Here is a 25,905-nt window from a genome sequence, read left to right as displayed (position 1 = left end):
AATTGCCGGCCTCGGCCAGCTCCCGGCCGCGCCCCCATCAGGAACCCCCGCACGATGAAGATCCTCGTCGGCTACAAGCGCGTGGTGGACTACAACGTCCGCATCCAGGTCAAGCCGGACGGCTCCGGCGTGGTCACCGACGGCGTCAAGCTGTCGCCCAACCCGTTCGACGAAATCGCCCTCGAAGAGGCCCTGCGCCTGCGCGACAAGGGCATCGCGACCGAGGTCGTGGTCGCCACGATCGCCCCCGCCGACGCCCAGGCACACCTGCGCAACGGCCTGGCGATGGGCGCCAACCGCGCCATCCACGTGGTCTGCGACCAGCCGATCCAGCCGCTGACCGCGGCGCGCACCTTCCTCAAGCTGATCGAGAAGGAGCAGCCGGACCTGGTGATCCTGGGCAAGCAGGCGATCGACGACGACTCCAGCCAGACCGGGCAGATGCTGGCCACGCTGTGGGGCCGCCCGCAGGCGACGTTCGCGTCCAAGCTCGAGATTGCCGACGGCAAGGCCACGGTGACCCGCGAGGTTGACGCCGGGCTGGAAACGCTCGAAGTCGACCTACCGGCCGTGATCAGTACCGACCTGCGCCTCAACGAACCGCGTTTCATCAAGCTGCCCGACATCATGAAGGCCAAGAGCAAGCCGATGGAGTCGATCGCGTTCGCCGACCTCGGCGTCGACGCCGGCGACACCCTCAAGACCACCCACTACGCGGCGCCGCCCAAGCGCAGCCGCGGCGTGATGGTCAAGGACGCGGCCGAACTGGTCGCCGCACTGAAGCAGAAGGGGTTGCTGTGATGAGCAAGGTTCTGATCGTTGCCGAACACCTCGACGGCAAGCTCAACGCAGCGACCGCCAAGTGCGTGACCGCGGCGCAGGCGCTGAAGCCCGATTCGATCGACATCGTCGTGCTGGCCGCCGACCCGGCCGCCATCGCCGCCGAAGCGGCGCAGATCGCCGGCGTGGCCAAGGTGCTGACGGTTTCCAACGCCGCCAATGCCAACGCGATCGCACAGGTGCTGGCACCGCAGGTCGCGAAGCTGGCCGACGGCTACACCCATGTGTTCGGACCCAGCACCACCTTCGGCAAGGACCTGATGCCGTGCGTCGCCGCCCTGCTCGGCGTCGCCCAGGTGTCGGACGTGATGTCGGTCGAAAGCAGCCACACGTTCAAGCGGCCGATCTACGCCGGCAACGCCATCATCACCGTCGAGGCACCGACCGACCACGCCGTGGTCGCGACCGTACGCACCGCTTCCTGGCCGGAAGCGGCACGCGGTGGCAGTGCCGCGGTCGAAGCGGCCAGCGTGGACGCGGCCCTTCCGACGCACACCCGTTACCTCGGCCTCGCCGCCGGCAAGTCCGACCGCCCCGACCTGCAGAGCGCCCGACGCGTCGTCTCCGGCGGCCGCGGTGTCGGCTCGGGCGAGAACTTCAAGATCATCTACGACTTCGCCGACAAGCTCGGCGCCGCCGTCGGCGCCTCGCGCGCCGCTGTCGACGCCGGCTACTGCCCCAACGAGATGCAGGTCGGCCAGACCGGCAAGATCATCGCGCCGGAGCTGTACATCGCGATCGGCATCAGCGGCGCGATCCAGCACCTGACCGGCATCAAGGACGCCGGTACGATCGTCGCGATCAACAAGGACGTCGATGCGCCGATCTTCGAGATCGCGGATATTGGACTGGTGGGGGATCTGTTTCAGTTGTTGCCTGAACTCGAGAAAGCTCTCCCCTGATCGCTCCCCGGCGCACAGGCCTAGCTCGGCGAAACGCGGGCTGCGCGAGTGGCGACGCTGCCATCGTCAACCTGAATCGAGATAACGAGTTTGATACACGAGATGAGTGACCGACTAGACCATGGGCTCCAATCAGGCATCGCCGAGATGCCTGTTGTGGCGGTGGTCATCCCGTGCTACCGGGTTACGCAACACATCGTCGACGTCATTGAGCGCATCGGTCCGGAATGCCAGCAGATCTACGTCGTCGACGACTGCTGCCCCGACAACTCGGGCGAGTACGTGCGAACGCACTGCACGGACTCCCGCGTCCGGATACTTCGCAACCAGCGCAACCTGGGCGTGGGTGGCGCGGTGATGGCAGGCTACGAAGCCGCGCTCAAAGGGGGCGCCGACATCTTGGTAAAGATCGACGGCGACGGCCAGATGCCGCCCGAACTCCTCCGCCGTTTCGTAGCACCGATCCTGTCCGGCGTCGCCGACTACACCAAGGGAAATCGCTTCTACGATCTATCGATGGTGCGTTCGATGCCAACGCTGCGCTTGCTCGGCAACGCGGCCTTGTCGTTCATGTCGAAATTCTCGAGCGGCTATTGGGATGTCTTCGACCCCACCAACGGGTACACCGCCATCCATCGACGGGTGGCGGCACATCTTCCGCTGGACCGCATCAGTCGCCGCTATTTCTTCGAATCCGACATGCTGTTTCGACTGAACACATTGCGGGCAATGGTCGTCGACGTTCCCATGGCTGCAAGGTACAACGACGAAGTCAGCAACCTGAAAATTTCTCGCATTTTTGGCGAGTTCTTCTGGGGACACGCCCGCAACTTCGCAAAGCGAATCTTTTACAACTATTTCCTGCGCGACCTGTCTGCAGCCTCACTGCAACTCGTGCTCGGCGCGCTGCTGATGGGCGCAGGTGCAACATACGGTCTGTTGAAGTGGTTCTTCAATCCCGGCAATCCCGCGACCGCGGGTACCGTCATGCTGGCCGCACTGCCGATCATGCTGGGCCTGCAACTGGTGCTGGCCTTCCTGATGTGGGACATGCAATCGGTGCCTCGCATGCCGGTCCATCCACGGCTGCCGGACGAACCCGATGTCGTCAACCACCCCCCGCATCCATCAGGAGATTCGCTCGAATGAGGCTGTTGATCGTTGGCATCACTGGAATGCTTGGCAACACCCTGTTTCGCTACTTCAACCAGCAACCGGACGTCGAGGTCTTCGGTACCGTCCGCGATGCGCGGGCTAAATCCCATTTCGATGATGCGCATCACAACGCGATCATCAGCGGCGTGGACGCGGATCACTTCGACTCGATCACTTCGGCCTTCGCGAAGGCCAAGCCCGACATCGTGATCAACGCTGTCGGCCTGATCAAGCAGCTCCAGTCATCCCAGGATCCGCTCAGCGCCTTGCCGCTGAATGCCCTGTTCCCACATCGTCTTGCACGGCTGTGCGCAGTGGCCGGAGCGCGACTGGTCCACATCAGTACCGATTGTGTTTTTACCGGCGCTGCCGGCGGATACGTCGAGACAGACACGCCCGATGCCACCGACCTGTATGGCCGCTCGAAGCTGCTTGGCGAAGTTGACTATCCCCACGCCATCACCTTGCGCACGTCGATCATCGGTCACGAACTTGGCTCTGCCAACGGCCTGATCGGTTGGTTCCTGTCCCAGCAAGGCACCACGCGTGGATACACTCGCGCGATATTCTCGGGCTTCCCGACCCTCGAACTGGCGCGCATCATCGAACGCTATGTGGTCCCGAGGGCCGACCTTCACGGCCTCTATCACGTCGCGTCGTCACCGATCAGCAAGCATGACCTGCTGCAACTGACGGCCGCGGCGTATGGCAAGGATATCGAGATAGTCCCGGACGACACCCTGGTGATCGACCGGTCCCTGAACGCAGACCGTTTCAACGCAGCCACGGGATACCAGCCCCCCGTATGGCCCGAACTGGTCCGCGCAATGAAACACTTCGGCTGAGACGGAACGACCTATGGAATCCGCATTCGACGGAAAGACCCTGCTCATTACCGGCGGCACCGGCTCGTTCGGCAATGCCGTGCTGTCCCGATTCCTCGACACGGGAATTAAGGAAATACGGATTTTCAGCCGTGATGAGAAGAAGCAGGATGACATGCGCGTCGCCCTGAAGAACGACAAGGTCAAGTTCTACATTGGCGACGTCCGTGATTACGGCAGCATCCACGATGCGCTTAAGGGCGTCGACCACGTGTTCCATGCTGCCGCGCTCAAACAGGTGCCGTCATGTGAGTTCTATCCGCTCGAGGCCGTCAAGACCAACGTGCTTGGCACTGAAAACGTCATCAACGCCTCCATTGACCTTGGCGTCTCCCGCGTCGTCGTGCTCAGCACCGACAAGGCGGTGTACCCGATCAACGCCATGGGCATGTCCAAGGCGCTGGCCGAAAAGGTGATGGTGGCCAAATCCCGCAACTGTGATCCCGGCAAGACCGTCCTGTGCGCCACGCGCTATGGCAATGTCATGGCCTCACGCGGCTCGGTGATTCCGCTATTCGTAGCACAGCTCCTGGATGGCAAGCCACTCACCATCACCGACCCGAACATGACCCGCTTCCTGATGTCGTTGCAGGATTCTGTCGATCTGGTTCTGCATGCATTCCACCATGCTCGCCCGGGTGACATTTTCGTGCAGAAGTCCCCTGCTTCGACCGTCGCCGTGCTGGCGGAGGCGCTCAAGAACATGCTCGGTCGGGACAACGAAATCCGCATCATCGGAACGCGCCACGGCGAGAAGCTGTTCGAGTCGCTGGTGTCGCGTGAGGAGATGGCCCGTGCCGAAGACCTCGGTCGCTACTACCGCATCCCGGCTGATGCCAGGGACCTGAACTACAAGCAGTACTTCGTGGAGGGAGAGATCGAGATCTCGGTGCTGGACGACTACACCTCGCACAATACCGAACGTCTGGACGTGGAAGGCGTGAAGCGCGTGGTTGGGCAACTCGGCGCGCTGGAGCAGCTGCGTGCTTAAGGTCATGACCATCGTCGGGACCCGCCCGGAGATCATCCGGCTGTCCCGCGTGATTGCCAGGCTAGATGCGCATTGCGCACACACCCTGGTCCATACCGGGCAGAACTACGACTACGAGCTCAACGAGGTGTTCTTCGAGCAGCTCAAGGTTCGCGCGCCCGACCGTTACCTCGCCGCCGCCGGCGCGACAGCTGCGGAAACCATCGCCCAGGTCATCGCCGCCGCCGACAAGGTGCTGGAGGAAGCCGCTCCGGACGCGGTGCTCATCCTTGGCGACACAAACTCCAGCCTGGCGGCGATTGCGGCCAAACGCCGCAAGATCCCGATCTTCCACATGGAAGCGGGCAACCGCTGCTTCGATATGCGTGTGCCGGAAGAGATCAACCGTCGCATCGTCGACCACATCGCCGATATCAATCTCACCTACAGCCAGATCGCACGGCAGTACCTCCTTCGGGAAGGCCTGCCACCCGACCAGGTGATCTGGACCGGCAGCCCGATGCGCGAGGTGCTGGACTACTACCGACCCGGCATCGAAGCCTCACCGGTATTGGCCGACCTCGACCTTGCGCCAGGCAGCTACTACGTCGTAAGTGCTCACCGCGAAGAGAATGTCGATTCCGACGAGAAGCTGCGCAAGCTTTTTGTCATTCTCGATCATCTCGCCACGAAGCGGGGCGGTACCGTGGTGGTCTCAACCCACCCCCGCACCCGCAAGCGCATCGAAGCGCTTGGCCTGACCGCGGACCCGCGAGTGATCTTCAGCAAGCCATTCGGGTTTCTGGACTACGTGCACCTGCAGGTCCACGCCCGCGCCGTGCTGTCCGACAGCGGCACGATCACCGAGGAATCCTCGATCCTCAACTTTCCCGCACTAAACCTGCGCGATGTGCACGAGCGGCCCGAGGGTTTCGAAGAAGCGGCCGTGATTCTCTGTGGACTGGATCTGCCACAGATTGTGCAAGGCCTCGATGTTCTCGCCTCGCAACCGCGCGGCCACGAACGATTGCTGCGCCTGGTCGACGACTACGCGCCGACCAATGTGTCCGACAAGATCCTGCGGATCATCCTCAGCTACACCCCATTCGTGAATCAGCGTGTGTGGCGCAAGGCAGTGAGCTGACGTCGTGGTGATGAGCAGGTCGCAGATGACTAGACATCAGCGACCTGCCCGACCCCTAAACGGCGCGACACACCGTAACTAGCTTGTTGTGCGTGAATTGCTCGCCGAGCCAACGAGGCAACGGCGTTGTCCAGGATTGCTCGAACGCAAAGCCCGTCTTCGCCGCAGTAGCCATCACTTCGCGCTCCGTAACGAAACGCTTGTGTCCGACAGCAGGGTCCAAGCCCGCGTCATAGCCCTTCTTATTGGGCACGATGTTCATGAAGTGACCGCCGGTGCGGATAACTCGCCTTGCCTCTTCAAACAGCTGCAGCATTTCCTCCTCCTCAAGATGTTCGAGGACATCGTGAGTAAAGGCGTTGTCAAAGAAGGAATCTGCGAATGGCAGTTGTGCAGAAACGTCGGCAAGATGGGCGTTGGCTCCACAGGATTGGAGGTACTCGATGCAGGCACGATCAGCATCCACGCAATAGAAACCTGGATTGATCTTAAGGGAGAAACCCCAACCACAACCGATGTCCAGGGTCCTCTCATCTCGAGGGAAATGCCGCAAGTGCCCCGACAGGAAAATTACCTTAAATCGCTCCTTCAGCGAAGAGTTCCGCAAGGTTGCGGGCTTGTTATCGACTGACATACGCCTCTCTCTAGTGGTTTTTACAACTTAGCTACTTCGCCAGTTGCCATGCCTAACTTGTCGGCATGCGTGTGTTCGACCTTGTCCGTCAAACTCTTACCTGGCACGAAGGTCTTGAAAACGCGAAGTACCAAGTTGCGCAACCCATTGTCAACGGGGCCAATGATCCGCTTGAGCAACTCCGTTGGACGCCCCGTAAACGACGTGACGTGAAAATACTTGTCACCATCGGGCGACACATCCGAGAAGTAGTAATTGGACACACAACGTCGTGGCCGGTCGGAAACCACCTTACTTACCGAGTGCCACGACTCCTTGTTGGTCTCCATCGCTACGAGCCTATTGAACCCCGACACCAGCGTCTTGGGCTGGCTGACGTCATCGTCCCAAAGCTCGAAATTGCCGCCGCACGCCTCATTCCAGCCTTCGTTGATGTAGTACAGCAGGTTGATCCGCCGGTAACGTTTGCGCTCGCCATCATGGCTGTTGTCGATATGCGGGTTCAGGAAGTCTCCGGGAAACATCATCGACAGCCCGCCGGCATAGAAGCTCCGGTCCGGCTCTAGGCCGCTCATCCGCGTGATCTCGGCGACCTTCGCAATTACATCTTCCTCCTGGAAAGCGAGGCTGATCGCGCCCAACACCGGGTCGGTTTTGCCTAGCTTGGCCAAGGTCTTCTTGTGCTCGCGGAATGAGCTGCGGTCGTTGAAACCGGCGCCATCTACTGGAAAAGCCTCAGCTATGGTCCTGGCTACGTTCTCCGGAAGCACTTGTTCGAGCACGAAGTGACGGGTCCTGGTTCCTTCCGGAGTGGCCCACTGTGCGTGAAGTTCTTCCTTGGCATCCTCAAGGCGCTGGACGATCAAGCGCGCCAGGTCTTTGGTATCAAACGGCATGGATCACCCTTAGTTTCAACTAGTACGAATCGGCAACCATCAGTACAACACCAATGGAAATCATGGCGAGCCCCCCCCATTGGAGAACGCTCAACTTCTCGCCATAGATGAGCCAGCTGGCCAGAGCGATGAACAGGTAGAAAAACGCGCCCGAAATGGCGAAAGCGACGCCCAGCTTCATCCGGCTCACAACTACCACCCACACCAGAAAGCCCACACCCTGGATCATGACCGCAGCGATGATACTCGGCGACAGCACGGCTGCCATGAGCCACTGCATGCCCTTCAGGTCGGGCGCGCGCGCGGCGATTGTGTTGACCCCGTTCTTGACCAGCAACTGACTGGCCATAGTCGCCAGGGTCACGAACACGATCATGGGAATTTCACGCATCATGGGACGATGTGTTCCTGGAGTTGAGTGAAGGTCGCTTCGATGCAGTCCACTGCACGTTCGACGGAAAAATTGCCGTTGACGAAGTGAAGCCCGCGCTGGCCTATATTGCGCAAGCTTTCGGCATCACTCAGGAGCTCTGTCATCCTGGACAGGAACATGTCCGGATCATCCGAGTCGCTGTACTCGACGCCGGAAATCCCGGGGCGGTGCTTGCGCGCCAGGTCGGGCAACGGCGTGGAAAGCACCGGCAGCGCGGCCGCCTGATACTGGAGGATCTTGATCGGAATGATGTCGCGGGTGATGTCGTTGAGCTCGAACGGATTGAGCGCTAGCGTCGCCAGCGACAGATAGCGCGGCACCTCCTGGTACGGGACCATGCCCGTCAACACCACGCGTCCGGCGAGGCCGAGTTCGTCAACGAGCGTGGCGAGTTCACGATCCTGCTCGCCGCCGCCAACTATGACCAACTTGAGCGACGGGCATTGTTGCAACGCGATTGGCATCCGCCGCACCAGGTTGACCAAGCCGCTGAAAGCGTAGGTCGTTCCCAGGAACAGCGCCACGGTGTCGCGATCGGCAATGCCATAGCGCGCCATGAGTTCGCGATCGGGCGCGCGCGGGGCGAAGTGGACGCTGTCGACGCCGTGGTCGACCACGGCCGTGCGCGCGGATACGTCCGTGCCGGCAATCTGCGAGACGTAGGTGCCCATCTGCTCGTTGGTCACCAGCACGCGGTCGGCACGGCGGTAGATAAAGCGTTCCCCGAGGCGCAGGATCGCCCGCGTCAGCGAGCCCGGGCGCAACCGGTGGTAGGCATCGAGCACCCGGTACACCACCGGCACGCCGAACTTGCGGCTGAGCCGAACCGCCTGGGTGCCGTTGATGAAGACCGAGTACACGAACACGGCATCGATGTCGCCGCGACGCAGGCGCTCGATGAGCATGCGCCGGAAGCGTGCCCGTCCCTCGATGTATTTCACACCGGGTCGGTTGCCATGCGGAATCGCGGTAAGCAATACCATCCCCTCACCGGTCCGGCTTACCGGCACGCTGCCGGCAATGACCGGACCGGCTTCGCTGAAGTCGATCACCTCGACTTCGTGGCCTCTTGCGGCGAGCCGCTCAGGAAAGTCCTGGTACTCGTAAACGGGCTTGTCGAGGTAGCTGACCTCGTGGCACCACAGGATCTTCATGGGGATGCGGTCGAAACGAGGGGAGTAAGGCGGAACAGGCGCACGCCACTGTCGGTCGGGGCATCCAATGGCGTCAGGCATCGCAGATCGGTAGCGGGTACGGCGGTCGTGTACGCGATACGCGTTACGCCCAGCCGACGCACGTCGGGACCACAGATATCCATACCAACCATATAGAGGTCGGGAGTGAGCAATTCGTACACCGGATTGGCTCGGCCGGGATCGGAGCGCAGTGCGACGTGCGCATAGCGGTTCCAGATGTTCTTGTATTGTCCGTGCGGATCCAGCAGCTGTGCGGTCCGATGGTTGGGGATTAACTGCGACCCAGTGACCACTTCCAGGCCTTGCGCCTTGAGCCCCTGCGAAAAGACAAAATCCCCCACCACGGCCCAGCGGTCGCCGGCCGCGTCGCCCTGACGTTTCGCCGCCAGCAGGATTGGCTTGTCCTGGATCGCTGACAGACCGCTGACCAACGGGTTGACCAGCAACGCTGGCGCAACCGCCACGGCCAACCCGGCCGCGAACAGTCCCGCGCGCCCGAGGACGATACCCGCCGCCATGGTCGCTACGGCCACCGATGCGACCAGCACGACCTTGGACCGGAAGAACACCGGGTCCACGCCATGCAAGGCCCAGCCGAACAACAGCAGGCATGACAACACCAGGACAGGCACCATCCACCGTGCGGCAACTGGGCGGACTTCAAGCGTGCCATCGTGGATCCGCGCGAACAGGACCGTTACGGCAATGATCGAGCCGATGCCCAGGCCGAGCACCGAGCGCAATGGAGGCGACCACGACCAACCCAAGGCCTGCATCGCCGCTTCGACAACCCGCGGCATCGGTACGCTGATCCACAGGCCCAGCACCAGACAGTAGATGGCAAGAGCACCCAGCAAGGCGTTCTTGCGTCGCGCCAAGGCCGCGAAGGGCATCGCCAGCAGAAGCAGGGGAACCAGAACGATAAAGCTGCTGGCTTCCGAGGCATTGGTCGGCGGCAGCGGCAAGCTGTGTTCACCGATGCGGAACACCTCGAAGTAGCCGTACAGCAGTCGCACCAGCGGAAAATCGCCGCCCGCGGAGATGCGACGTCCGGGATAGCTTGTATTGGCCATCGCCTCGATCGAGGGCATGGCTTCGATCAGGTAGTTGCCGCCAATCAGGCCCACCACCAGCATGGCGGCGCCCAGGCACAGCACGCGCCATCGCAGCCCCTCCCGCACAAGCGCCACGCGATCGGGCTCCAGCATCAGGCCCGCAAGGATCGCCATTCCCAGGTACGCCAGGGGCACGATGAATGGCGGGTACAGGTGCAGCAACAGATTGAGGACGGCATAGGTAACCAGTGCGGCGCCCACGCCAACCATGACTCGGCGACGAGCGAACAACAGGTAGATGCCGCCAATGGTGGCCAAGGCGAACGCGATCAGCAATTCAGGCAGATGACTCGAAAGCCACCACTGGGTGAAGGACGACCCATAGACCCACACGGTGCCCAGCACCGAGGCGGATACATTGCCGCGCGTCAACAGCAGGAACAGCCAGAAGAACGCCAGTCCCAGGCCGAAAGTCTTGTAGGCCCACCACCACGAGAAGCCGGTTTCGGAATCGAACAGGTAGAAACCGTAGAATTTCGCCTGCGCGATCGCCGAGGGGTTCGCGACCGGCACCGACGCCAGCAACGGAGCTGCTTCGCCGCCGATGCTGGCGTTGTGGTCGGCCTTGCCCTCTGCAACCTGGCCCAGCACCCAGGGCGCCTGCGTGTTCCATTCGTCCGAACGGATGCGCTTGGGGATGCCGAGGTCGACCAGTTGCTCAACTGGCTTCGCGGGGTAGAGTTCCTCCCAGACACCGATCGACGACTGATGCAGGTTCAATGCGATGTAGAGCGTCGCGCCGCACAGTGCCACGGCGACCAGCGCGAGCGCTTGCGGAGGCACGACCAAGACGCCGGAATCGCTAACCCGGGCCGCCCACCGATCCAGCACTTTCGGCATGCGCAGGTGGGGCGCAAGCCGACGCGCGAGCAGCGGCCAAGCGAGCTCGGCCAGCAATAGCCACAGCAGCAGCGCGGCAAACGCCGCGGTCACCCAGCGTACGAGTTGCGCGTCCTGTGCGGGAACACCCGCGCCCTCGGGGAGCTTGAAGTCCACGAACGGATCGGGGGCGGTCGCTACGAAACGGACCTGTGCCTCGATGCCCGCCTCGGCGCGCATTGCGTTGGGCACTCCCATGGCAGCGGATAGCTGACTGCCTGCAAGGCCAGTGGAATGCCCGGTCGCCTCGACACCGATCCGACGTATTTCGACAATGCCCGATGCGCTGCCAGGGTCGATACGGATCCGGTCCAGGCCACGGTGTTCTGGAATCTCAACGCGGTAGGCATGCCAGCGTCCATCGGGATTGATGGAAAACGCCACACGCCGGTCGGGGTGATATCCCTCGCCGGCCCTTGCGAAAAAAATCTCCCCGTCGGCACCCGCTTGCGACCGGATTTCCACCAGCACTTCGACAACAGGATTGCCCCAGCCAAACAGTCGCAGCATCGCCAGTGCGAACAGGACGGCCAGGCTGGCACGAAGCCAACGGCTGTCGGGAAGCAGACGAGTCTGCAAGCGGGCATGGCCGGGGGGCAGCTCGGAGTTCATCAAAACCGGTCCATCAAAGATAGGGAACGCTGTCGTGGTGTGCGGCGGCCCAGGGATCATCCGTCGGCCTGCTCAGATACGGCATCCGGATGGAGACCTGCGAAGCTCGCCGATTGTTAGTTTGTGCCGTGCGTGCGAACCGCGTTCGCTGGCCGGACGGCGCCGCTAGCGACGGCGCACGGTGGCCCCACGACAGGTTGCCGAAAACCACCGAACGCGGCATTGGTTACAGGGCTGATGGACACGGTACCGGCGTCTGCCAGTACGCGCTTCGATCAGTTGTTAACCGCCAGCGACGCATTCAGCGAGCAGGACGCCGCCGCATTCGCAGGACCGTGGACAATCGAAAGCTCGTAGCTGCCTGGCGCGACGTCCAGCTTGGCGAGGACGTTATAGCCGGCAAGCTTGAGCGATTCGGCTTCGAGCGCGGTCGCGACGTCCGGGCGCTCGGCGCCCGCCACCAACGGCACGGAATAGGCCTTATCCACACCCTTAAGGACGAGGCGCGCTTCCGTCGGCACCTGGTTGCTCGCGTCGGCGATCCAGCCGCCGAACAACACCTCGGAGCCGACCTTGGCCGATGCACCTGCAACGGCACCGCCATTGATCGCGTCAAGCGCGCAGTTGCCACCCGCCACCGGCACCGGCGCCGCCGAGGCATCGTAATCCACCAGCGCCAGGGCGCCCGCGACCGGGGCCGCCGTTTCAGCCGGTGCGGTCGCGGCGTTTTCGATCGCTGTGGGCGCCATGGCGGCCTCGGTGGCCGGCACTTCCTGCTTGCCGCAGCCAGCGGCAAGACCGATCGCCATCAATACCAGGGAGACTTTAGTGATGTGCTTGCTCATGTTCATCATTTTCCAGAGGGAGGAAGGAAAAACCAGGGGAATCCACACGTGGGTGGCTTACAGTCGACGTCTTGCCCGCTCGTCCAGTTGCGCGTCCACCAGCGTCGAGCCCGACGACGGGGCCGCAGCGTCGATCAGCGTTGTTCTATCGCGGTGGAAACGCCAGATCGAAATGGCACGTATCCAGCGAGAGGTTTGGATTGTAGGCGGGGTCGCGCAACAAAGATTCACCCCAACGCGAACGCATGAAGTCCATCTCGCCCTGGAATCGCGCGATCTTCGCCGGCGTGTCTTCGTAACCGCGCGAAGCCGATTCGTGATGATAGAGCCGGACGTACGGGGTCCACAGGTTGCGATAACCCCTAGCCCTGACCCTCAGGCAGAAATCGATATCGTTGAAGGCGACCGACAGCTTCTCGTCCAAGCCAGCCACCTCGTCGAACACCTCCTTGCGCACGAACAAGCAAGCAGCCGTCACGGCGGACATCTCCTGTGCCAACTGCGCCCTGCCACAAGCGCCCAGGGTCTCCGCCGGCAATCCAGCATAGGCGTGGCCGGCGATGCCTCCGATGCCTAGAATGACACCTGCATGCTGGATCGTGTCGTCCGGGTACAAAAGCATCGCGCCCACGGCCCCGATTTCCGGTCGTGCAACCTGGCTGGCCATCTCGGTCATCCAGTCCGGCGAAATAACCTCGATATCGTTATTCACCAGACCGATGATGCTGCCTGTCGCTGCGGCGGCGGCAAAGTTATTGATGGCCGAGTAGTTGAACGGTGCGTTATAGCGCAACACCTTTACCCGTGGCTGCGAAGCAAGCTCCGCGAAATAGTCCAGTGTTGCGCGTTCTTCGGACTGATTGTCGACGATGAGGATCTCGTAGTCCGGATAGTCGGTTTTTTCCAAGATGCTCTGAATGCACATCCGCAGCAGCTCGACCTTGTCGCGGGTAGGGATCAGCAGGCTGACCCTGGGGGCAGGCGCCTGGAGTTTCCGCCGCACCTTCATGTAGCCTCCGTCCGCCATTTCCACCCGCGCCTCCACGCCCGCACGCTGCAGGTGTTCGCTGACCGCGCGCCAGCCCGCGTCGCACGCGTAGTCCTTCTGCGCAACGCCCAGTGCGGTGGATCCGGCGATGGCGCGCCAGTGGTAGAGAATCTTCGGGATGTGGCCAATTTCCTCTGGTCGCAGCCGCTCGACGCAGCGCAATGCTAGGTCCCAGTCCTGGCTGCCCTCCAGCCCGACACGGAATCCACCGACCTGCGCAACAAGCCCGGCTTGGTAGACACCGAAATGGCATACACAGTTTTGCGACAGGAAGAGTTCGTAGTTCCAATCCGGCTTGAAATACGGGTCGAAGCGGCGTCCCTTCTCGTCGATCTTGTCCTCGTCGGAATAGATCAACTTCCAATCCGGATTGGCCTGGATCGCTTGGGCGACCTCCAGCAGCGCATGTGGCGGCAGCTCGTCGTCGTGATCGAGCAATGCGACGTACTCGCCGCTGGCGATCTCCAGCGCGGAGTTCGAAGCCGCGGCGATGTGGCCGTTGGCATCGCGGAACACCACGCGGATTCGCGCGTCCCTGCGCATGTACTCCTGTAACACGCGGCGCACGTGCGGCGCCGGCGAGGCATCATCGGCGATGCAAAGTTCCCAGTGTGGATAGGCCTGGGCCAGGACGCTATCGATGCAGCGCCGCAACCACGCTTCCGGCGTCTGGTAGACCGGCATCACGATGGAAATGAGCGGCTTGCGGACCAGGGTATCGGCCTGTTTTCGCAGCTCAGCGTGCCCACCCGGCCTCAACAGGTCGAAGCGGCGGACCCATTCGTCGTAGCCCAGGCCCGGCGCCGCGCAGGTAACAACGTACCGATCGTAGATCTGCTCCCCGCCTTCACGCGTACGGCCGGCGAAGGCGTGCCGCACGAAATCGAACAATATCGAGAAGAATCCTTCACTGGGCTTCTGGTGGGGACTGTTCCCGATCGCCGCCGCCATCCGCACTAGTGCCTCCGCCCGGCGGAGCTTCCGGATTACGCCGCCCTCGAGCTTGAAGCGTGCGGCACGAATCGTCGGGTCGAAACGCAGCGAAGTCGCGTCGCCCTTCAGGCGAACAATGGCCCGGATCCAACCTTCGGCATCAGGCTCAGGGAGGTGGATACGCTCCAGCTCTGAACGGCCGGTGCCAAAGTCCGGGTATAGGCACGGGGCAAGGATTTCGCCGCTGGTAGCCGTGGCCCGAACCTTCAACAGGTACCAGCCACCGGGCCAAGCCCGATGGCGGGCGCCCGGTTGGCTGAGCAGCAGCTGCGGGTCTTCGGTCAACGCCCGCCATGAACGGCATCCGGAGACGTCCGCTACCTCTTCGACATTTCCGAGCGCCTCAAATAGCAACGAACCAGAACTCATGCGTGAACTTCCTTCGCCTTCTATCGTCGCCACAGGCGCCGCCACCAATAACTCAGACTCCGCCGCTCCGCCCAGCGAACAAGTAGACCCTGCGCCGCCTCCATCTGCTTCATCCGCGCCACCAGGTCGCTAGTCGTCGCCTGTCGTTCCTGGGCTTGCAAGAGCGCCTGCGCCGCCAGCGTCTCGACTGATGATTGCAGTTGCTGGTGATGGCTTTGCATTTGGTCGACACTGTCACTCGACTGGCGGCGGAATTCCGCTTGCAGTTGCTGGTGATGGCTTTGTATTTGGTCGACACTGTCACTCGACTGGCGGCGAAATTCCGCTTGCAGCTCCTGGATCTGGCTGCCCATTTCGGCACGCATCGCATCAATGTCGCCAACGAGGCTCGGTTGCACCGCGTCGACTCTCGCGGCTAGCGCATGCAGTTGCGCTTCCAACCGTGTCGAGTGGTTCTCCAAGACCTGGACCTTCCCGGTCACGTTGGCAATCGCTTGCAGCGCTCGGCCCGACCCGTCCTGCACCACGCCCATGACATGGCCAATCTGCAGGGAACGTTCCCGACCCTCGCGCTTGGTCTCGAACAGCGCTGCGGTCGCCTTCAACGACTCCGCATCCGTGAGCACTACCTCGTAGTCGAGCGTGATTTGCACCGCGACGACTGGCTCTGGCGACTGAGCGATCAGGTCGCCCACACGTAGTTCGACGAACGGATCCGATCCCAACTCCACCCACCGCACCCAACTGGGGGCGCGCGCAGGCAGCACGTCGCCGTTGATGGCGGTAACGTACCTGGAGGCATCGTCCACCTCGTGCAGCACGTGGTTGTTCTCGCCCAGCAGCAATACGCGGGTGACGCCGAACACGCCAGGCATCTGCGCGGGATCGATGCGCAGGCAATCTGGGTGCGCACCGGGCGGCAAGCCGAAATGCAGCTGAGCAAGCCCCTCCGCCACCGAATGGGCGTAGGAGACGCTGCGCTCCTCCGAATATCCCTCGGTTGCAGCGCGGTAGTACAGCCGGCACTCGATCGTCGATGGCACGAAGTCAGCGCCGGCGAAGACACCCTGGGCGACGTCGGGCGCAATGGCGCTGAAGAACCTCTGCATCGTCGCCGGCTCGGCCTGGAATGCCTGCATGAAGCGCTGGAACGCCGGAGGGGGCTCGGCCCCGACCGCCAACACGCCCAAACCATTGCTGTGCTCGAACGCGAATCCCGGGTAATGCTCGCGCAACTCCTGGAAGTACTTGCCAACACCAAAGCCGCGCTCCTGCACGGCGGTGTCGTGGAACAACACCAAGGCCCTGGCGCTGAGCTTGGGCAACCAGGTTTCAAAATCGTGGCGCACCGCCTCATAGGTGTGCAGCCCATCGATATGCAGCAGGTCGATCGACCCGTCGGCGAACTCGGCTGCCGCGTCGTCGAAATAGCTGCGGTGCAGGCGTGAGAAGGCGCCGTAACGGGGGTCGTGGTAGGCCTTGAGTTCGCGATACACCGCCTCGCCGTACAGCTGCGCGTGCTCGTCGCCTTCCCACGAGTCCACCGCGACGCATTCGGTTTCGATGCCAAGCTCTGCTACCGCCTGACAGAAAGCCAGGTAGGAATTACCCGAGTGGGTCCCCAGCTCGACCAAGCGGCGCGGCTTCGCCAGCTCGACCACCAGGTAGGCAAACGGGATGTGCCCGGCCCAGGAGTACGGTTTGTCCAACCGTGGCCTGAGGAACACGATCGGATGTTCCTCGATCCGAAACAGGGCGCTCATTTCACCTCCTCCAGATGGATGCCGGTCATCGGCAGGCCGATGAGACCGGCAGCCCATTCCACGCAATCGGAGCGCAACGTCAACGCCTCATGAATCCAGTGCTGGATGACGTGATCTTCCTTGTCGCCATCGGCGATGCCGATGGTGACGAAATAGTCGCCGCTGCGAAGGCGCGGCATCTCGAACTCGAACCGCGCCCGCATCGGTCGCCCTGGCTGCATGGGCCGTTCGTTGCCAAATGTAGTCAGGTAGGTGTTGTCGCCAAACAACTGCTGGCCCAGTCTATCCTTGAGGTAGAACCCGACGATCGGGCGCCTGATCACGTCGTCGGAAACTATCGAGACCTCGAGCACGACCGACTCCCCGCCCACCACCCATGACAATGGGTTGCCAGCGGCGTCCGTGAGCGACACGTCGGTCATCCGGGCTCGCAACTCGCCAAAGCCGGGAACTGCTGGATCGAACGGAATCACCTCGACGTCGTTGCGCAGGTTGGAGGCATTGATCCAGTCGCGCCGCGCATCGTACAGCGGGCGTTGCCGCGTGCGTGGGGCCCCGGGCGTCTCGGCTTCGGTAGTGCGCATGGCGCCGTCCTGGCGCGCTGAGATGACCGATTCCAAGTACTTGTGCACGACACCCTTGGCCTCGCCATACGCCCGGACGACGCCATCGTCGAGCCACAGCGCGCTGTCGCACAGCGCACTGACGGCGGCGTCATCATGACTGACGAAAAGGAGCGTTCCGCGTTCCTTGAACTCGCGCAGAAAACGCATGCACTTCTGGGTAAAGAAGGCATCCCCTACTGCGAGTGCCTCGTCGATGATGAGCACGTCCGCATCGACATGCGCCATGACCGAGAACGCCAGGCGCATGACCATGCCGCTGGAGTAGCTGCGTATCGGCTGGTCGATGAAGGCGCCGATGTCGGCAAAGGCCAGGATCCGCTCTATGCGTCGATCGACGTCGGCCGTGCTCAACCCGAGGATCGCGGCATTGAGGTAGACGTTCTCGCGTCCGGTGAACTCGGGGTTGAAGCCGCTTCCCAACTCCAGCAACGCGGCGACCCGGCCCTCCACCTGGATCACGCCCTCGGTGGGCGCCAGGGTCCCGGCGATCATCTGCAGCAACGTCGACTTGCCCGATCCGTTGCGCCCGATGATTCCCAACGTTTCGCCGCGGCGCACCGTGAGGTCGACCCCGCGCAGGGCCCAGAACTCGCGGTAGAACCGGCGTTTCCCGCCCCACAATCCCTGCAGCAGCCGATGCGATGGGCGATCGTAGATGTGGTAGCACTTGCCCAGGGACTGGCCGCGGATGATTACATCAGCCGCCCCGGCGGCCACGGCCGCGCCCTCCTCATAGGACATCGGCGAACCCTCGGCGGGTCTTCTGAAACACCGCGAATCCGGCATACGCGAACAGCAAGGCGCCCACCGCATAGAGCAGCAACCCCTGCCAATCTGGCAGACGCCCCCAGTACGCGACCTCGCGGGCCTGATCGATGATGAAGGTCAGTGGGTTGAGCTCGAAGATCCGCTGGTAATGCACCGGCAGTGTCTGCACCGGCACGATCGCCGACGAAAGGAACAGCATGGCCGTCGCCAAGACACCGGTCACCTGCGCTATGTCGCGCAGGAACACGCTCAGCGACGAGACCAGCCACACCATGCCCAGTGCTGCCAGCGCCAGTGGCGCCAGCACCAGCGGCAGCAGCAACACAGTGGCGTGGAACTCGCCACGCAAGAGCAGGTTCAGAAGCACGTATACCGCCGCGTTGGTGAATGTATGGAACAGGGCAGACAGCACCACCGTCCACGGAAGCACGTCGAGCGGAAAGACGATCTTCTTGACCAGGTTGGAATTTCCCGAGATCAGCGAGGGGGAACGAGTCAGGCACTCGGCGAAAAAGCCGTGGATGAGCAGGCCCAAGAACAACAGCATCGCGAAATCAGCCGTGTTGCCGGTGGTACCGGGCCAGCGCGCCTTCATCACGTAGCCGAACGCCATGGTGTAGATGGCGAGCATCAGGAAAGGGCTGATCAGGGACCACAAAAGACCGAAGTTGGCGCCACGATAGCGACCGAGAATGTCGCGCCTGGTCAACTCGATCGTCAACGAGCGATGCCGCAACCACGCCGCAAACGGACCTGCGAGGCTCAGCAGGCGTGGCGCCGTCGCGCTGGAATACATCTCGACCATCTCAAAGTCCCAACGCGTCGCCGAGTTCCGTTCGCAGGTCGGCAACGTCCTCGACCCCCACGCTCAAACGAACCAGACTATCGGCGATGCCCAACTGCGTCCGTCGCTCCTTCGGCACAGACGCGTGCGTCATGATCGCCGGGTGGTTGACCAGGCTCTCGACACCGCCGAGCGACTCGGCCAGCGCGAACAGCTCGGTGCGCTCGCAGAAGCGCTTGGCCGCGTCGAGGCCGCCCTTGATGTAGATCGAGACCATGCCGCCGAAGCCGTCCATCTGGCGCTTGGCCAGCTCGTGCTGCGGGTGCGACTTCAGGCCGGGATAGATCACCTTCTCGATCGCCGGATGGGTATCGAGCCACTCGGCCAATGCGTGCGCGTTCTCGCAGTGCGCCTTCATGCGCAGGTGCAGGGTCTTGAGGCCGCGCAGGGCGAGGAAGCTGTCGAAAGGGCCTTGCACGCCGCCGATCGCGTTCTGCAGGAAGCCCATCTGCTCGGCGATCTCGACGTCGTCGCCGACCACCACCATACCGCCGACCATGTCGGAGTGACCATTGAGATACTTGGTTGCCGAGTGCATGACGAGGTGCGCGCCGTGCTCGAGCGGGCGCTGCAGGATCGGCGAGCTGAAGGTGTTGTCGACCACCACGATCAGGCCGCGCTTGCGCGCGATCGCGGCGATCTGGGCGATGTCGACCAGCTTGAGCAGCGGGTTGGTCGGGGTCTCGATCCAGACCATTTTGGTCTCGGGGCGGATCGCGGCCTCGAACGCGGCCACGTCGCTGAGGTTGACCCAGCTGAAATCCAGCCCGGCGGAGCGGCGGCGGACGCGCTCGAACAAGCGGTAGGTCCCGCCGTAGACGTCGTCCATCGCGATCACGTGGCTGCCGGTGTCCAACAGTTCCAGAATCGTCGAGGTCGCGGCCAGGCCGGAGGCGAACGCGAACCCGCGGCTGCCGCCTTCCAGCGCAGCGACACAGCGCTCATAGGCGAAGCGGGTCGGGTTGTGGCTGCGCGAGTATTCGAAGCCCTGGTGCACGCCCGGGCTGGACTGGACGTAAGTCGAGGTCGCGTAGATCGGCGTCATCACCGCGCCGGTGCTCGGGTCGGGGCTCTGGCCGGCGTGGATCGCGAGGGTGCCCAGGCCCGGGGTCCGGGGGGCGCCGCCCGATTGGGGGTCAGTCATTGAACGCTTCCGCTTCCGCTAGCATGCGGGGACGCGGATTCTACCATCGACCATGAACCGACCCAGCCGCCTGCCGCCGCACTTCAGCGCCAGTGCAGAATTTTTCCTGTTCGCGTTCGACCCCGCGCAAGACCGTGCTTGGGTCCTGCATTTCGACAGGGAGGATTACCGACGCGCAAGCTTCCTCGACCAGCGCGCCCTGCACCACCGGCAGATCCCCGGCTGGGAGATGCCCCGGGCCGAACTGGAAGCCGCGCTGGGCCGGCCGGCATCCGCCCCGCCGGTCCACTGGCTGTTCCACATCGGCCATTGCGGCTCGACCTTGCTGAGCCGGATCCTCGACCTGGCGCCCGGCGTGCTCGGGCTGCGCGAGCCGCTGCCGCTGCTGGCGCTGGCGCAGAGTGGCGAGGGCGTCGCGGGCTGGTTCGAGCCGACGTTGCGGCTGCTGGCGCGCGGGTTCGACGACACCCAGGCGGTCGTCGTCAAGCCGACCAGCTTGGTGACCACGCTGGCAGGACCGGTACTCGACCGCCTGCCCGGCCAGGCCTGCCTGCTGTGGGTCGACCTGCAGACGTGGCTGGCGACGATGCTGCGCGACGCCGGGCTGTGCGAGAACGCCCTGGCGAGCGAACCCCTGCGCTTGGCCGCGCTGGCCGAGGCCGGCTGGCCGCCGGCGGCCGGCAACGGCGAGCGCCTCGCGCGGCTGTGGTTGGGCGAGCAGCTGCGCTGGCGCCAACTGGCGCGCGATCCCGACAAGGCACGGCGCCTGCTGGACCTCGACTTCGCCACGGTGCTGGACGACCCGGCCGCCACCAGCGCGCGCCTGCTCGCCCACTTTGGATTGCAGGCGCCACCGGATTGGGCGCAGCGCATCACAGCCTCCGGCCTGTTGACGCACTATGCCAAGGACGGCACCCAGGATTTCGATGCGCACACGCGGCGGCACGAACTCGACGCGGCCGCGGCCGCGCACCGCGACGCGATCGCCGGGGGAATGATCTGGGCCGAACGCGCGATTACGCTGCTGGGCGCTGGCGAATTGACGCCGCGCCTGCGGCCGCGGGACTGATGGGGCCCTTGAGGGCTGCGGCGCCGGATTAGCCCCCGCGCTCGCGGTTCGGCCGGCTCTTCGGACGATCAGCGCCCCGCGGGCCCGTCACGCGTCCGCACGACGGATGAGACCAAGCCCCCCGCTGTTCGACAGCATCTTCAGGCCAGGAACGTGGTCATCGCATAGCGCGTGCCCTGCTCGATCGGCAGCACTTCGTGCAGCAGCGAACACGAGAACACCAGCGCCCCGCCGATGCCGGGCGAGAACCGGTGCGGACCGAACTCGGGGAACCGGAACTCGCCGCCGCGGTAGCCGCCGCTGTTGAGGTTGACCGACAGCGCGAAGCGGCGGTGGGCGACGTCCGGGGTCTCGTTGTCGCGGTGCGCGTGGAAGTACCCGGCGCCGGCGCTGTAGGCGAGCAGCTTGAACGGGTCGCGGCGCTGCACCGGGAAGTTGAACACCCTCGCGATCTCCGGCACCGCGCGGCGCAGCAGGCGTTCGTGCATGCGCGCCTCGAGCTGCGGGTCGCGCGGCGGCGACTCACGGCGCTGCTTGATGCTCGGGTCGACCTGCAGGCGCGGCTGGCCCTGCTCGAACACCAGCACGCCGGAAGCCTCGCCACCGCCGCAGTCGACCTCGAAATGGCGGATCAGCTGCGCGCAGAAGTCCGGTTCGAACACGTCCGGGATCTGCAGCACCGGCGCGATTGCCGCGGTCTGCGCGGACTGCAGTGGCACGGCCACCGCCGGCGCGGGCAACGGCATCGACAGCGGCAACCCATGGCAGGCCTGCAGGCGCAGGTTCGGGTCGGCCTGCCACAGCACGTCGGCAGACAGGGCGACGCTCCAGTTCGGATCGACCCGGAACGACTGCCAGCCCGGCGCCGCGGCCATCACCTCGGCTCCGAGGCACAGTGCCAGCACGCCCTCAGCCGGCACCGGCAAGGCCTGCGCGGCGGCGGCAGTGATCGGCAGCGCCAGCCACAGCGGCGCGCCGGCGAATTCGGCATGCAAGCCCCATCGCGACCCGTCCGCGCCCTGCAACCACACGTCCGGCAAGCGGTCGCCCGGCAGCCAGCGCGCGCCGCCAGCGGGGTTCACTGCACGCGCCGCCGCAGGTAGTTGAGCAGGTCGATGCGGGTGATCAGGCCAAGGAATTTCTCGCCCTCGGTGACGATGACCACGTGACCGCGGTCGAACACCGGCAGCAGCGATTCGATCGGCGAACCCACGTCGACCTTGTCGAGCTTGCTGACCATCGCGGTCGACACCGGGTCGCGGAAGCGCTCCTCGTCGCCGTAAACATGCAGCAGCACGTCGCTCTCGTCGACGATGCCGACCAGTTGCTCGCCGTCCATCACCGGCAGCTGCGAGACGTCGTACAGCTTCATGCGCTGGTAGGCGGTGACCAGCAGGTCGTTCGGCCCGACCACCACCGTGTCGCGCTGCGAGAACGGGCGCAGGATCAGGTCGCGCAGGTCGCCGCGCTGCTCGCGCGCGAGGAAGCCGTTGTCGAGCATCCAGTAGTCGTTGTACATCTTCGACAGGTACTTGTTGCCGGTGTCGCAGACGAACACCAGCACCTTCTTCGCGGTGGTCTGCTCGCGGCAGTACTTCAGCGCCGCGGCCAGCAGGGTGCCGGTCGAGGAGCCGCCGAGGATGCCTTCCTTCTCCAGCAGCTCGCGCGCGGTGAGGAAGCTTTCCTTGTCGCTGATCGCGTACGCGCGCTTGACCCGGCTGAAATCGGAGATCGGCGGCAGGAAGTCCTCGCCGATGCCCTCGACCATCCAGCTGGCCGACTTGTCCGACAGCGTGCCGCGGTTGATGTACTCCTCGAGGATCGAGCCCACGGGATCGGCGAGCACGAGCTCCGTCTGCGGCGAATGGGTAGCGAAGCAGCGCGACAGGCCGGTCATCGTGCCGGAGCTGCCGCAGCCGAACACGATGGTGTCCAGTCCGCCGACTTCGGCCATCTGCGCGAGGATCTCCGGGCCGGTGCCGAACTCGTGCGCGGCCGGGTTGTCCGGGTTGCCGAACTGGTTGATGAAGTACGCGCCCGGGGTCTCGCGCGCGAGGCGTTCGGCCAGGTCCTGGTAGTAGTCGGGGTGGCCCTTGGCCACGTCCGACCGGGTCAGCACCACCTGCGCGCCCATCGCCTTGAGGTTGAAGATCTTCTCGCGGCTCATCTTGTCGGGCACGACCAGAATCAGCTTGTAGCCCTTCTGCTGCGCGACCAGCGCCAGTCCAATCCCGGTATTGCCGGCGGTGCCTTCGACCAGGGTGTCGCCGGGCTTGATGTGGCCGGCTTTCTCCGCGCCTTCGATCATCGACAGGCCGATGCGGTCCTTGACCGAGCCGCCGGGGTTCTGTGATTCGAGTTTGAGATACAGCTCGCAGACGCCGGTATCGAGCCGCTGCGCCTTGACGATCGGCGTGTCGCCGATCAGTTCGAGTACCGAAGAGTGGATGGCCATGCGGATCCTGCGGGCCGCGAGGTTGCGGCGGACACGGCCATTCTAAACACGGGCCTTGCGGCCGGCGATTCCCGTCTCGGCCGGCGCATCGCTCGGCGCGGCGCGGCGCGGTTGCGTGAGTGGGAAGTGGGTGGCGCCGTCAGATCGCGCCGCTCGGTTCGCCGCTGCGGCGGACTGACCCGCCAAGGCCAGCCCGCCGCAGCGGTTCCGATGTCGCGGGCGGCGGCGACGTCCGACGAGGAAGACCGTCGCCGCCCGCGGCGGCACTCAATGCGTTCGTGGGTTCAGTGGGGTCGCGTGTCGTACATCCGGATCAGTCGATCCTTCGCAGCCAGCTTCTCGCGCTTCATCTGCGCCAAGCGCGTGTCGTCGATCGGCAGCACGCCCAGTTCGGCGTCCATCACCTTCTTGTCGAGGTCGCGGTGGTGCTGGTACAGCTGCTTGAATTCCGGGTTGGCCTTGATCAGCGCGTCGATTTCCAGCTGCGGTTGTTCTTCGAACATGAAAGCCTCCTTCAGCTTCTGGGAGAAGTCCGGCCACCAATGGCCGGGCTGTCGCGGAGGGACCCGTACGCGAAAACGCCCCGGCCGACGGCCAGGGCGTTGCGAGGGATCGAGGGGAGCGTCGAGCGTGAGGCCTTGCCTGCTTCGTACAGGCCGGCCGCGACCGGGTGACCAGCGGCGGCGTCCTGCGGAATCGGCGATTGGTTCATCGGCCCGGGCTCCTCGCCAAGCGGGGGAAACCGCTTGCGAATTTGACCCTACTCCTCCGTGCCGGAGGCGACAAGGCCGTCGCCGCGTCCGCCGCGTCCGCGCCGACGGGCGGCAGGCCGCAAACCCGCGGTTGGCTTGGGTCTCCGCTTGCGGGAACCATAACCCGCTGATGAATAACGCTATTTTGACGAAATCACGATTTCGACCCGGCGGTTCTTGGCGCGCCCGGCAGCGGTGCCGTTGTCGGACACCGGCTTGGTGGCCCCGCGACCGGCGGCCTGGACCTTGGCGCGGGGCACGCCGGCGGCGACCAGCGCATCGCGGACCGCGTCGGCACGCCGTTGCGAGAGCTTGAGGTTGGCGTCGGCGGCGCCCTGGCTGTCGGTGTGGCCTTCCACCAGCACCGCCGCGGACGGGCCGGCCTGCAGATAGGCGGCCAACGTGCGCACGCTGCTCGCTGCGCCGTTGGTGAGCGTCGCCTGGCCGGAAGCGAACGCGTCGCCGGCGAGCGTGAACACCTCGCCGCGGGCATCGCGCTTGGCGGCCGGCAGCTTGCCGCCGGCGACCAGTTCGGCTTCCTGGCGTGCCAATGCCGCTTCGCGCTCGCGCGCCGCGCTCAGTTTGGCGGTCTGCGCGCCGGCCACGCCGACCAGCGCGGCCTCGACGTCCTGCATCGCCTGGGCATCGACGCTAGCCTGCTGACGCAGGCGCTCGGCTTCCTCGGCCTGGACTTGGGCCTGGATGCGCAGGCGCTCGGCCTCCGCCCGTGCGCGCGCGGCGTCCTGGCGGCTGGCCTCGACCAGCAGATCGCTGCGCTCGCGGTCGAGGCGGTCGATCTCGCGTTGCATCGCCTGCGCGCGCGCGGCGACCTCGGCGATCTGCACGCGGCGCTCGGCCACGTACTGCGCGGCCTGGCGGTCATCGCGGGCGCGGGCGCTGGTAAGCGCGGCCAACGCCTGTCGTGCCTGCAGGCGCTCGTAGGCGGCGAACGTGCTGACCGCCGGATCGGCTTCGAGCGCCGACAGACGCCGCGAGAGCAAATCGATGTCGGTTTCCTGTGCATGCAGCGACAAATTGCCGGCGAGCAGCACGGCGGCCAGGACGGTGGCTTGGGCGATCACCCGCTTCATCGAACGTCCCCCGCCTGCAGTCGCTGGCGCAACTCGTCGACCTCGGCCCGGCGCCGGGCCAGTTCGGCGCTGGCCAGCGCCTCGTGCGCCTTGGCGTGCGCCAGGTCGGCGTCGGCCGCCGCGGCCACGGCCAGCGTGCGGGCCTCGTCCTCGCGGCCACGGCCCATCGCCTGCTGCGCCTGCGACAGCTCGCTGCGCGCGCTGGTGATCTCCAGCGCCGCGTACTGGTCGGCATCGGCGCCCTCGGCACGCGTGACCGCCTGTTGCGCGGCTGCCAGCTCGCCCGTGGGCGGCGGCAACGAGGCGCACGCGGCCAGCGCGGAAGCGAGCACTGTGCCCACTAGCAGGAAACGAAATTGTGCGAAGCTTGGGTTCATTAGGGGTGCCGTGACCAAGGGAGAACCCGTCAGGGGTTCGGGCGCGGCCATTGTCGGAAGCCCGCGGCGCGCTTGCAACGCTACGCCGCGGACAATGAGGG

The 25,905-nt window shown here is 64.4% G+C and carries 23 protein-coding genes; 7 read left to right on the top strand and 16 right to left on the bottom strand.

The genetic code is table 11. The features are described from left to right. The first annotated feature begins 54 nt into the window (after nucleotides 1-54). The 6 genes from ACFQZQ_RS07170 to wecB all read left to right on the top strand — a co-directional run bounded on the left by ACFQZQ_RS07170 (nucleotide 55) and on the right by wecB (nucleotide 5,895). Nucleotides 55-801 (top strand): electron transfer flavoprotein subunit beta/FixA family protein, encoded by a 747-nt coding sequence (locus ACFQZQ_RS07170; RefSeq protein ID WP_386812074.1) that lies wholly within the window; start codon nucleotides 55-57, stop codon nucleotides 799-801. After that, complete coding sequence (locus ACFQZQ_RS07165; protein WP_386812073.1) at nucleotides 801-1,742, top strand: electron transfer flavoprotein subunit alpha/FixB family protein; 942 nt, start codon at nucleotides 801-803, stop codon at nucleotides 1,740-1,742. The genes ACFQZQ_RS07170 and ACFQZQ_RS07165 overlap by 1 nt, the downstream gene beginning before the upstream one ends. A 102-nt stretch (nucleotides 1,743-1,844) precedes the next feature. Then, the gene (locus tag ACFQZQ_RS07160; RefSeq protein WP_386812072.1) at nucleotides 1,845-2,891 is read left to right on the top strand and encodes a glycosyltransferase family 2 protein; all 1,047 of its coding nucleotides are present in this window, start codon (nucleotides 1,845-1,847) and stop codon (nucleotides 2,889-2,891) included. Continuing rightward, on the top strand, nucleotides 2,888-3,742 hold the full coding sequence (locus ACFQZQ_RS07155; protein ID WP_386812071.1) for a dTDP-4-dehydrorhamnose reductase family protein: 855 nt from the start codon (nucleotides 2,888-2,890) through the stop codon (nucleotides 3,740-3,742). The genes ACFQZQ_RS07160 and ACFQZQ_RS07155 overlap by 4 nt, the downstream gene beginning before the upstream one ends. 13 nt (nucleotides 3,743-3,755) lie before the next feature. Continuing rightward, nucleotides 3,756-4,772 carry a polysaccharide biosynthesis protein gene (locus ACFQZQ_RS07150; protein ID WP_386812070.1) on the top strand — a complete coding sequence of 339 codons (1,017 nt, stop codon included), beginning with the start codon at nucleotides 3,756-3,758 and terminating at the stop codon, nucleotides 4,770-4,772. After that, nucleotides 4,765-5,895 (top strand): non-hydrolyzing UDP-N-acetylglucosamine 2-epimerase, encoded by a 1,131-nt coding sequence (wecB, locus tag ACFQZQ_RS07145; protein WP_386812069.1) that lies wholly within the window; start codon nucleotides 4,765-4,767, stop codon nucleotides 5,893-5,895. The genes ACFQZQ_RS07150 and wecB overlap by 8 nt, the downstream gene beginning before the upstream one ends. A gap of 55 nt (nucleotides 5,896-5,950) precedes the next feature. Here the strand turns inward: wecB and ACFQZQ_RS07140 are convergent, their stop codons facing one another. The 11 genes from ACFQZQ_RS07140 to ACFQZQ_RS07090 form a co-directional block, all read right to left on the bottom strand. After that, nucleotides 5,951-6,529 carry a methyltransferase domain-containing protein gene (locus ACFQZQ_RS07140; RefSeq protein WP_386812068.1) on the bottom strand — a complete coding sequence of 193 codons (579 nt, stop codon included), beginning with the start codon at nucleotides 6,527-6,529 and terminating at the stop codon, nucleotides 5,951-5,953. A gap of 20 nt (nucleotides 6,530-6,549) precedes the next feature. Beyond that, entirely contained in the window at nucleotides 6,550-7,425 is an 876-nt protein-coding gene (locus ACFQZQ_RS07135) for a 2OG-Fe(II) oxygenase (RefSeq protein ID WP_386812067.1), read from the bottom strand. Nucleotides 7,426-7,444: 19 nt separating this feature from the next. Beyond that, nucleotides 7,445-7,819 (bottom strand): hypothetical protein, encoded by a 375-nt coding sequence (locus ACFQZQ_RS07130; protein WP_386812066.1) that lies wholly within the window; start codon nucleotides 7,817-7,819, stop codon nucleotides 7,445-7,447. Next, complete coding sequence (locus ACFQZQ_RS07125; protein ID WP_386812065.1) at nucleotides 7,816-9,012, bottom strand: glycosyltransferase; 1,197 nt, start codon at nucleotides 9,010-9,012, stop codon at nucleotides 7,816-7,818. The genes ACFQZQ_RS07130 and ACFQZQ_RS07125 overlap by 4 nt, the downstream gene beginning before the upstream one ends. Beyond that, nucleotides 9,009-11,660 carry a DUF7657 domain-containing protein gene (locus ACFQZQ_RS07120; protein ID WP_386812064.1) on the bottom strand — a complete coding sequence of 884 codons (2,652 nt, stop codon included), beginning with the start codon at nucleotides 11,658-11,660 and terminating at the stop codon, nucleotides 9,009-9,011. The genes ACFQZQ_RS07125 and ACFQZQ_RS07120 overlap by 4 nt, the downstream gene beginning before the upstream one ends. A gap of 275 nt (nucleotides 11,661-11,935) precedes the next feature. After that, nucleotides 11,936-12,505 (bottom strand): hypothetical protein, encoded by a 570-nt coding sequence (locus ACFQZQ_RS07115; RefSeq protein ID WP_386812063.1) that lies wholly within the window; start codon nucleotides 12,503-12,505, stop codon nucleotides 11,936-11,938. Between the two features lie 145 nt (nucleotides 12,506-12,650). After that, nucleotides 12,651-14,915 (bottom strand): glycosyltransferase family 2 protein, encoded by a 2,265-nt coding sequence (locus tag ACFQZQ_RS07110; protein ID WP_386812062.1) that lies wholly within the window; start codon nucleotides 14,913-14,915, stop codon nucleotides 12,651-12,653. A gap of 20 nt (nucleotides 14,916-14,935) precedes the next feature. Next, nucleotides 14,936-16,678: a class I SAM-dependent methyltransferase gene (locus ACFQZQ_RS07105; protein ID WP_386812061.1), complete on the bottom strand. Its 1,743-nt coding sequence runs from the start codon at nucleotides 16,676-16,678 to the stop codon at nucleotides 14,936-14,938. Next, entirely contained in the window at nucleotides 16,675-18,045 is a 1,371-nt protein-coding gene (locus ACFQZQ_RS07100; RefSeq protein ID WP_386812060.1) for an ABC transporter ATP-binding protein, read from the bottom strand. The genes ACFQZQ_RS07105 and ACFQZQ_RS07100 overlap by 4 nt, the downstream gene beginning before the upstream one ends. Further along, on the bottom strand, nucleotides 18,035-18,877 hold the full coding sequence (locus tag ACFQZQ_RS07095) for an ABC transporter permease (RefSeq protein ID WP_386812059.1): 843 nt from the start codon (nucleotides 18,875-18,877) through the stop codon (nucleotides 18,035-18,037). Before ACFQZQ_RS07095 ends, ACFQZQ_RS07100 begins: the two co-directional genes overlap by 11 nt. Before the next feature lies 1 nt (nucleotide 18,878). Then, entirely contained in the window at nucleotides 18,879-20,060 is a 1,182-nt protein-coding gene (locus tag ACFQZQ_RS07090) for a cystathionine gamma-synthase (RefSeq protein WP_386812058.1), read from the bottom strand. Nucleotides 20,061-20,112: 52 nt separating this feature from the next. Between ACFQZQ_RS07090 and ACFQZQ_RS07085 the strand changes: the two genes are divergently transcribed. Next, the gene (locus ACFQZQ_RS07085; protein WP_386812057.1) at nucleotides 20,113-21,129 is read left to right on the top strand and encodes a hypothetical protein; all 1,017 of its coding nucleotides are present in this window, start codon (nucleotides 20,113-20,115) and stop codon (nucleotides 21,127-21,129) included. A gap of 140 nt (nucleotides 21,130-21,269) precedes the next feature. On the opposite strand, the gene ACFQZQ_RS07080 is transcribed toward ACFQZQ_RS07085, so the two are convergent. From ACFQZQ_RS07080 to ACFQZQ_RS07060, 5 genes are all read right to left on the bottom strand, one after another. After that, nucleotides 21,270-22,211, bottom strand: coding sequence for a 2OG-Fe(II) oxygenase family protein (locus ACFQZQ_RS07080; RefSeq protein ID WP_386812056.1), 942 nt, complete (start codon nucleotides 22,209-22,211; stop codon nucleotides 21,270-21,272). Next, entirely contained in the window at nucleotides 22,208-23,584 is a 1,377-nt protein-coding gene (locus ACFQZQ_RS07075) for a pyridoxal-phosphate dependent enzyme (protein WP_386812055.1), read from the bottom strand. Before ACFQZQ_RS07075 ends, ACFQZQ_RS07080 begins: the two co-directional genes overlap by 4 nt. Before the next feature lie 284 nt (nucleotides 23,585-23,868). Next, nucleotides 23,869-24,087, bottom strand: coding sequence for a YdcH family protein (locus tag ACFQZQ_RS07070; protein WP_386812054.1), 219 nt, complete (start codon nucleotides 24,085-24,087; stop codon nucleotides 23,869-23,871). Nucleotides 24,088-24,476: 389 nt separating this feature from the next. Further along, nucleotides 24,477-25,427 carry an OmpA family protein gene (locus ACFQZQ_RS07065; protein ID WP_386812053.1) on the bottom strand — a complete coding sequence of 317 codons (951 nt, stop codon included), beginning with the start codon at nucleotides 25,425-25,427 and terminating at the stop codon, nucleotides 24,477-24,479. After that, nucleotides 25,424-25,759: a DUF4398 domain-containing protein gene (locus ACFQZQ_RS07060; protein WP_386812052.1), complete on the bottom strand. Its 336-nt coding sequence runs from the start codon at nucleotides 25,757-25,759 to the stop codon at nucleotides 25,424-25,426. The genes ACFQZQ_RS07065 and ACFQZQ_RS07060 overlap by 4 nt, the downstream gene beginning before the upstream one ends. Between the last annotated feature and the right edge of the window lie 146 nt (nucleotides 25,760-25,905).

It is taken from the genome of Lysobacter koreensis (assembly GCF_042677045.1).
Lineage (GTDB): Bacteria > Pseudomonadota > Gammaproteobacteria > Xanthomonadales > Xanthomonadaceae > Lysobacter_K > Lysobacter_K koreensis.
This window is presented reverse-complemented; position numbering and strand designations above follow the sequence as displayed.

Excerpts from the sequence above, each read along its gene's own strand:
- ACFQZQ_RS07125 (WP_386812065.1), bottom strand. The coding sequence starts at position 9,012 with ATGAAGATCCTGTGGTGCCACGAGGTCAGCTACCTCGACAAGCCCGTT.
- ACFQZQ_RS07065 (WP_386812053.1), bottom strand. The coding sequence starts at position 25,427 with ATGAAGCGGGTGATCGCCCAAGCCACCGTCCTGGCCGCCGTGCTGCTC.
- ACFQZQ_RS07120 (WP_386812064.1), bottom strand. The coding sequence starts at position 11,660 with ATGAACTCCGAGCTGCCCCCCGGCCATGCCCGCTTGCAGACTCGTCTG.
- ACFQZQ_RS07135 (WP_386812067.1), bottom strand. The coding sequence starts at position 7,425 with ATGCCGTTTGATACCAAAGACCTGGCGCGCTTGATCGTCCAGCGCCTT.
- ACFQZQ_RS07085 (WP_386812057.1), top strand. The coding sequence starts at position 20,113 with ATGAACCGACCCAGCCGCCTGCCGCCGCACTTCAGCGCCAGTGCAGAA.
- ACFQZQ_RS07105 (WP_386812061.1), bottom strand. The coding sequence starts at position 16,678 with ATGAGCGCCCTGTTTCGGATCGAGGAACATCCGATCGTGTTCCTCAGG.
- ACFQZQ_RS07170 (WP_386812074.1), top strand. The coding sequence starts at position 55 with ATGAAGATCCTCGTCGGCTACAAGCGCGTGGTGGACTACAACGTCCGC.
- ACFQZQ_RS07165 (WP_386812073.1), top strand. The coding sequence starts at position 801 with ATGAGCAAGGTTCTGATCGTTGCCGAACACCTCGACGGCAAGCTCAAC.
- ACFQZQ_RS07115 (WP_386812063.1), bottom strand. The coding sequence starts at position 12,505 with ATGAGCAAGCACATCACTAAAGTCTCCCTGGTATTGATGGCGATCGGT.
- ACFQZQ_RS07140 (WP_386812068.1), bottom strand. The coding sequence starts at position 6,529 with ATGTCAGTCGATAACAAGCCCGCAACCTTGCGGAACTCTTCGCTGAAG.
- ACFQZQ_RS07095 (WP_386812059.1), bottom strand. The coding sequence starts at position 18,877 with ATGGTCGAGATGTATTCCAGCGCGACGGCGCCACGCCTGCTGAGCCTC.
- ACFQZQ_RS07075 (WP_386812055.1), bottom strand. The coding sequence starts at position 23,584 with ATGGCCATCCACTCTTCGGTACTCGAACTGATCGGCGACACGCCGATC.
- ACFQZQ_RS07100 (WP_386812060.1), bottom strand. The coding sequence starts at position 18,045 with ATGTCCTATGAGGAGGGCGCGGCCGTGGCCGCCGGGGCGGCTGATGTA.
- ACFQZQ_RS07090 (WP_386812058.1), bottom strand. The coding sequence starts at position 20,060 with ATGACTGACCCCCAATCGGGCGGCGCCCCCCGGACCCCGGGCCTGGGC.
- ACFQZQ_RS07155 (WP_386812071.1), top strand. The coding sequence starts at position 2,888 with ATGAGGCTGTTGATCGTTGGCATCACTGGAATGCTTGGCAACACCCTG.
- ACFQZQ_RS07070 (WP_386812054.1), bottom strand. The coding sequence starts at position 24,087 with ATGTTCGAAGAACAACCGCAGCTGGAAATCGACGCGCTGATCAAGGCC.
- ACFQZQ_RS07160 (WP_386812072.1), top strand. The coding sequence starts at position 1,845 with ATGAGTGACCGACTAGACCATGGGCTCCAATCAGGCATCGCCGAGATG.
- ACFQZQ_RS07130 (WP_386812066.1), bottom strand. The coding sequence starts at position 7,819 with ATGATGCGTGAAATTCCCATGATCGTGTTCGTGACCCTGGCGACTATG.
- ACFQZQ_RS07110 (WP_386812062.1), bottom strand. The coding sequence starts at position 14,915 with ATGAGTTCTGGTTCGTTGCTATTTGAGGCGCTCGGAAATGTCGAAGAG.
- ACFQZQ_RS07150 (WP_386812070.1), top strand. The coding sequence starts at position 3,756 with ATGGAATCCGCATTCGACGGAAAGACCCTGCTCATTACCGGCGGCACC.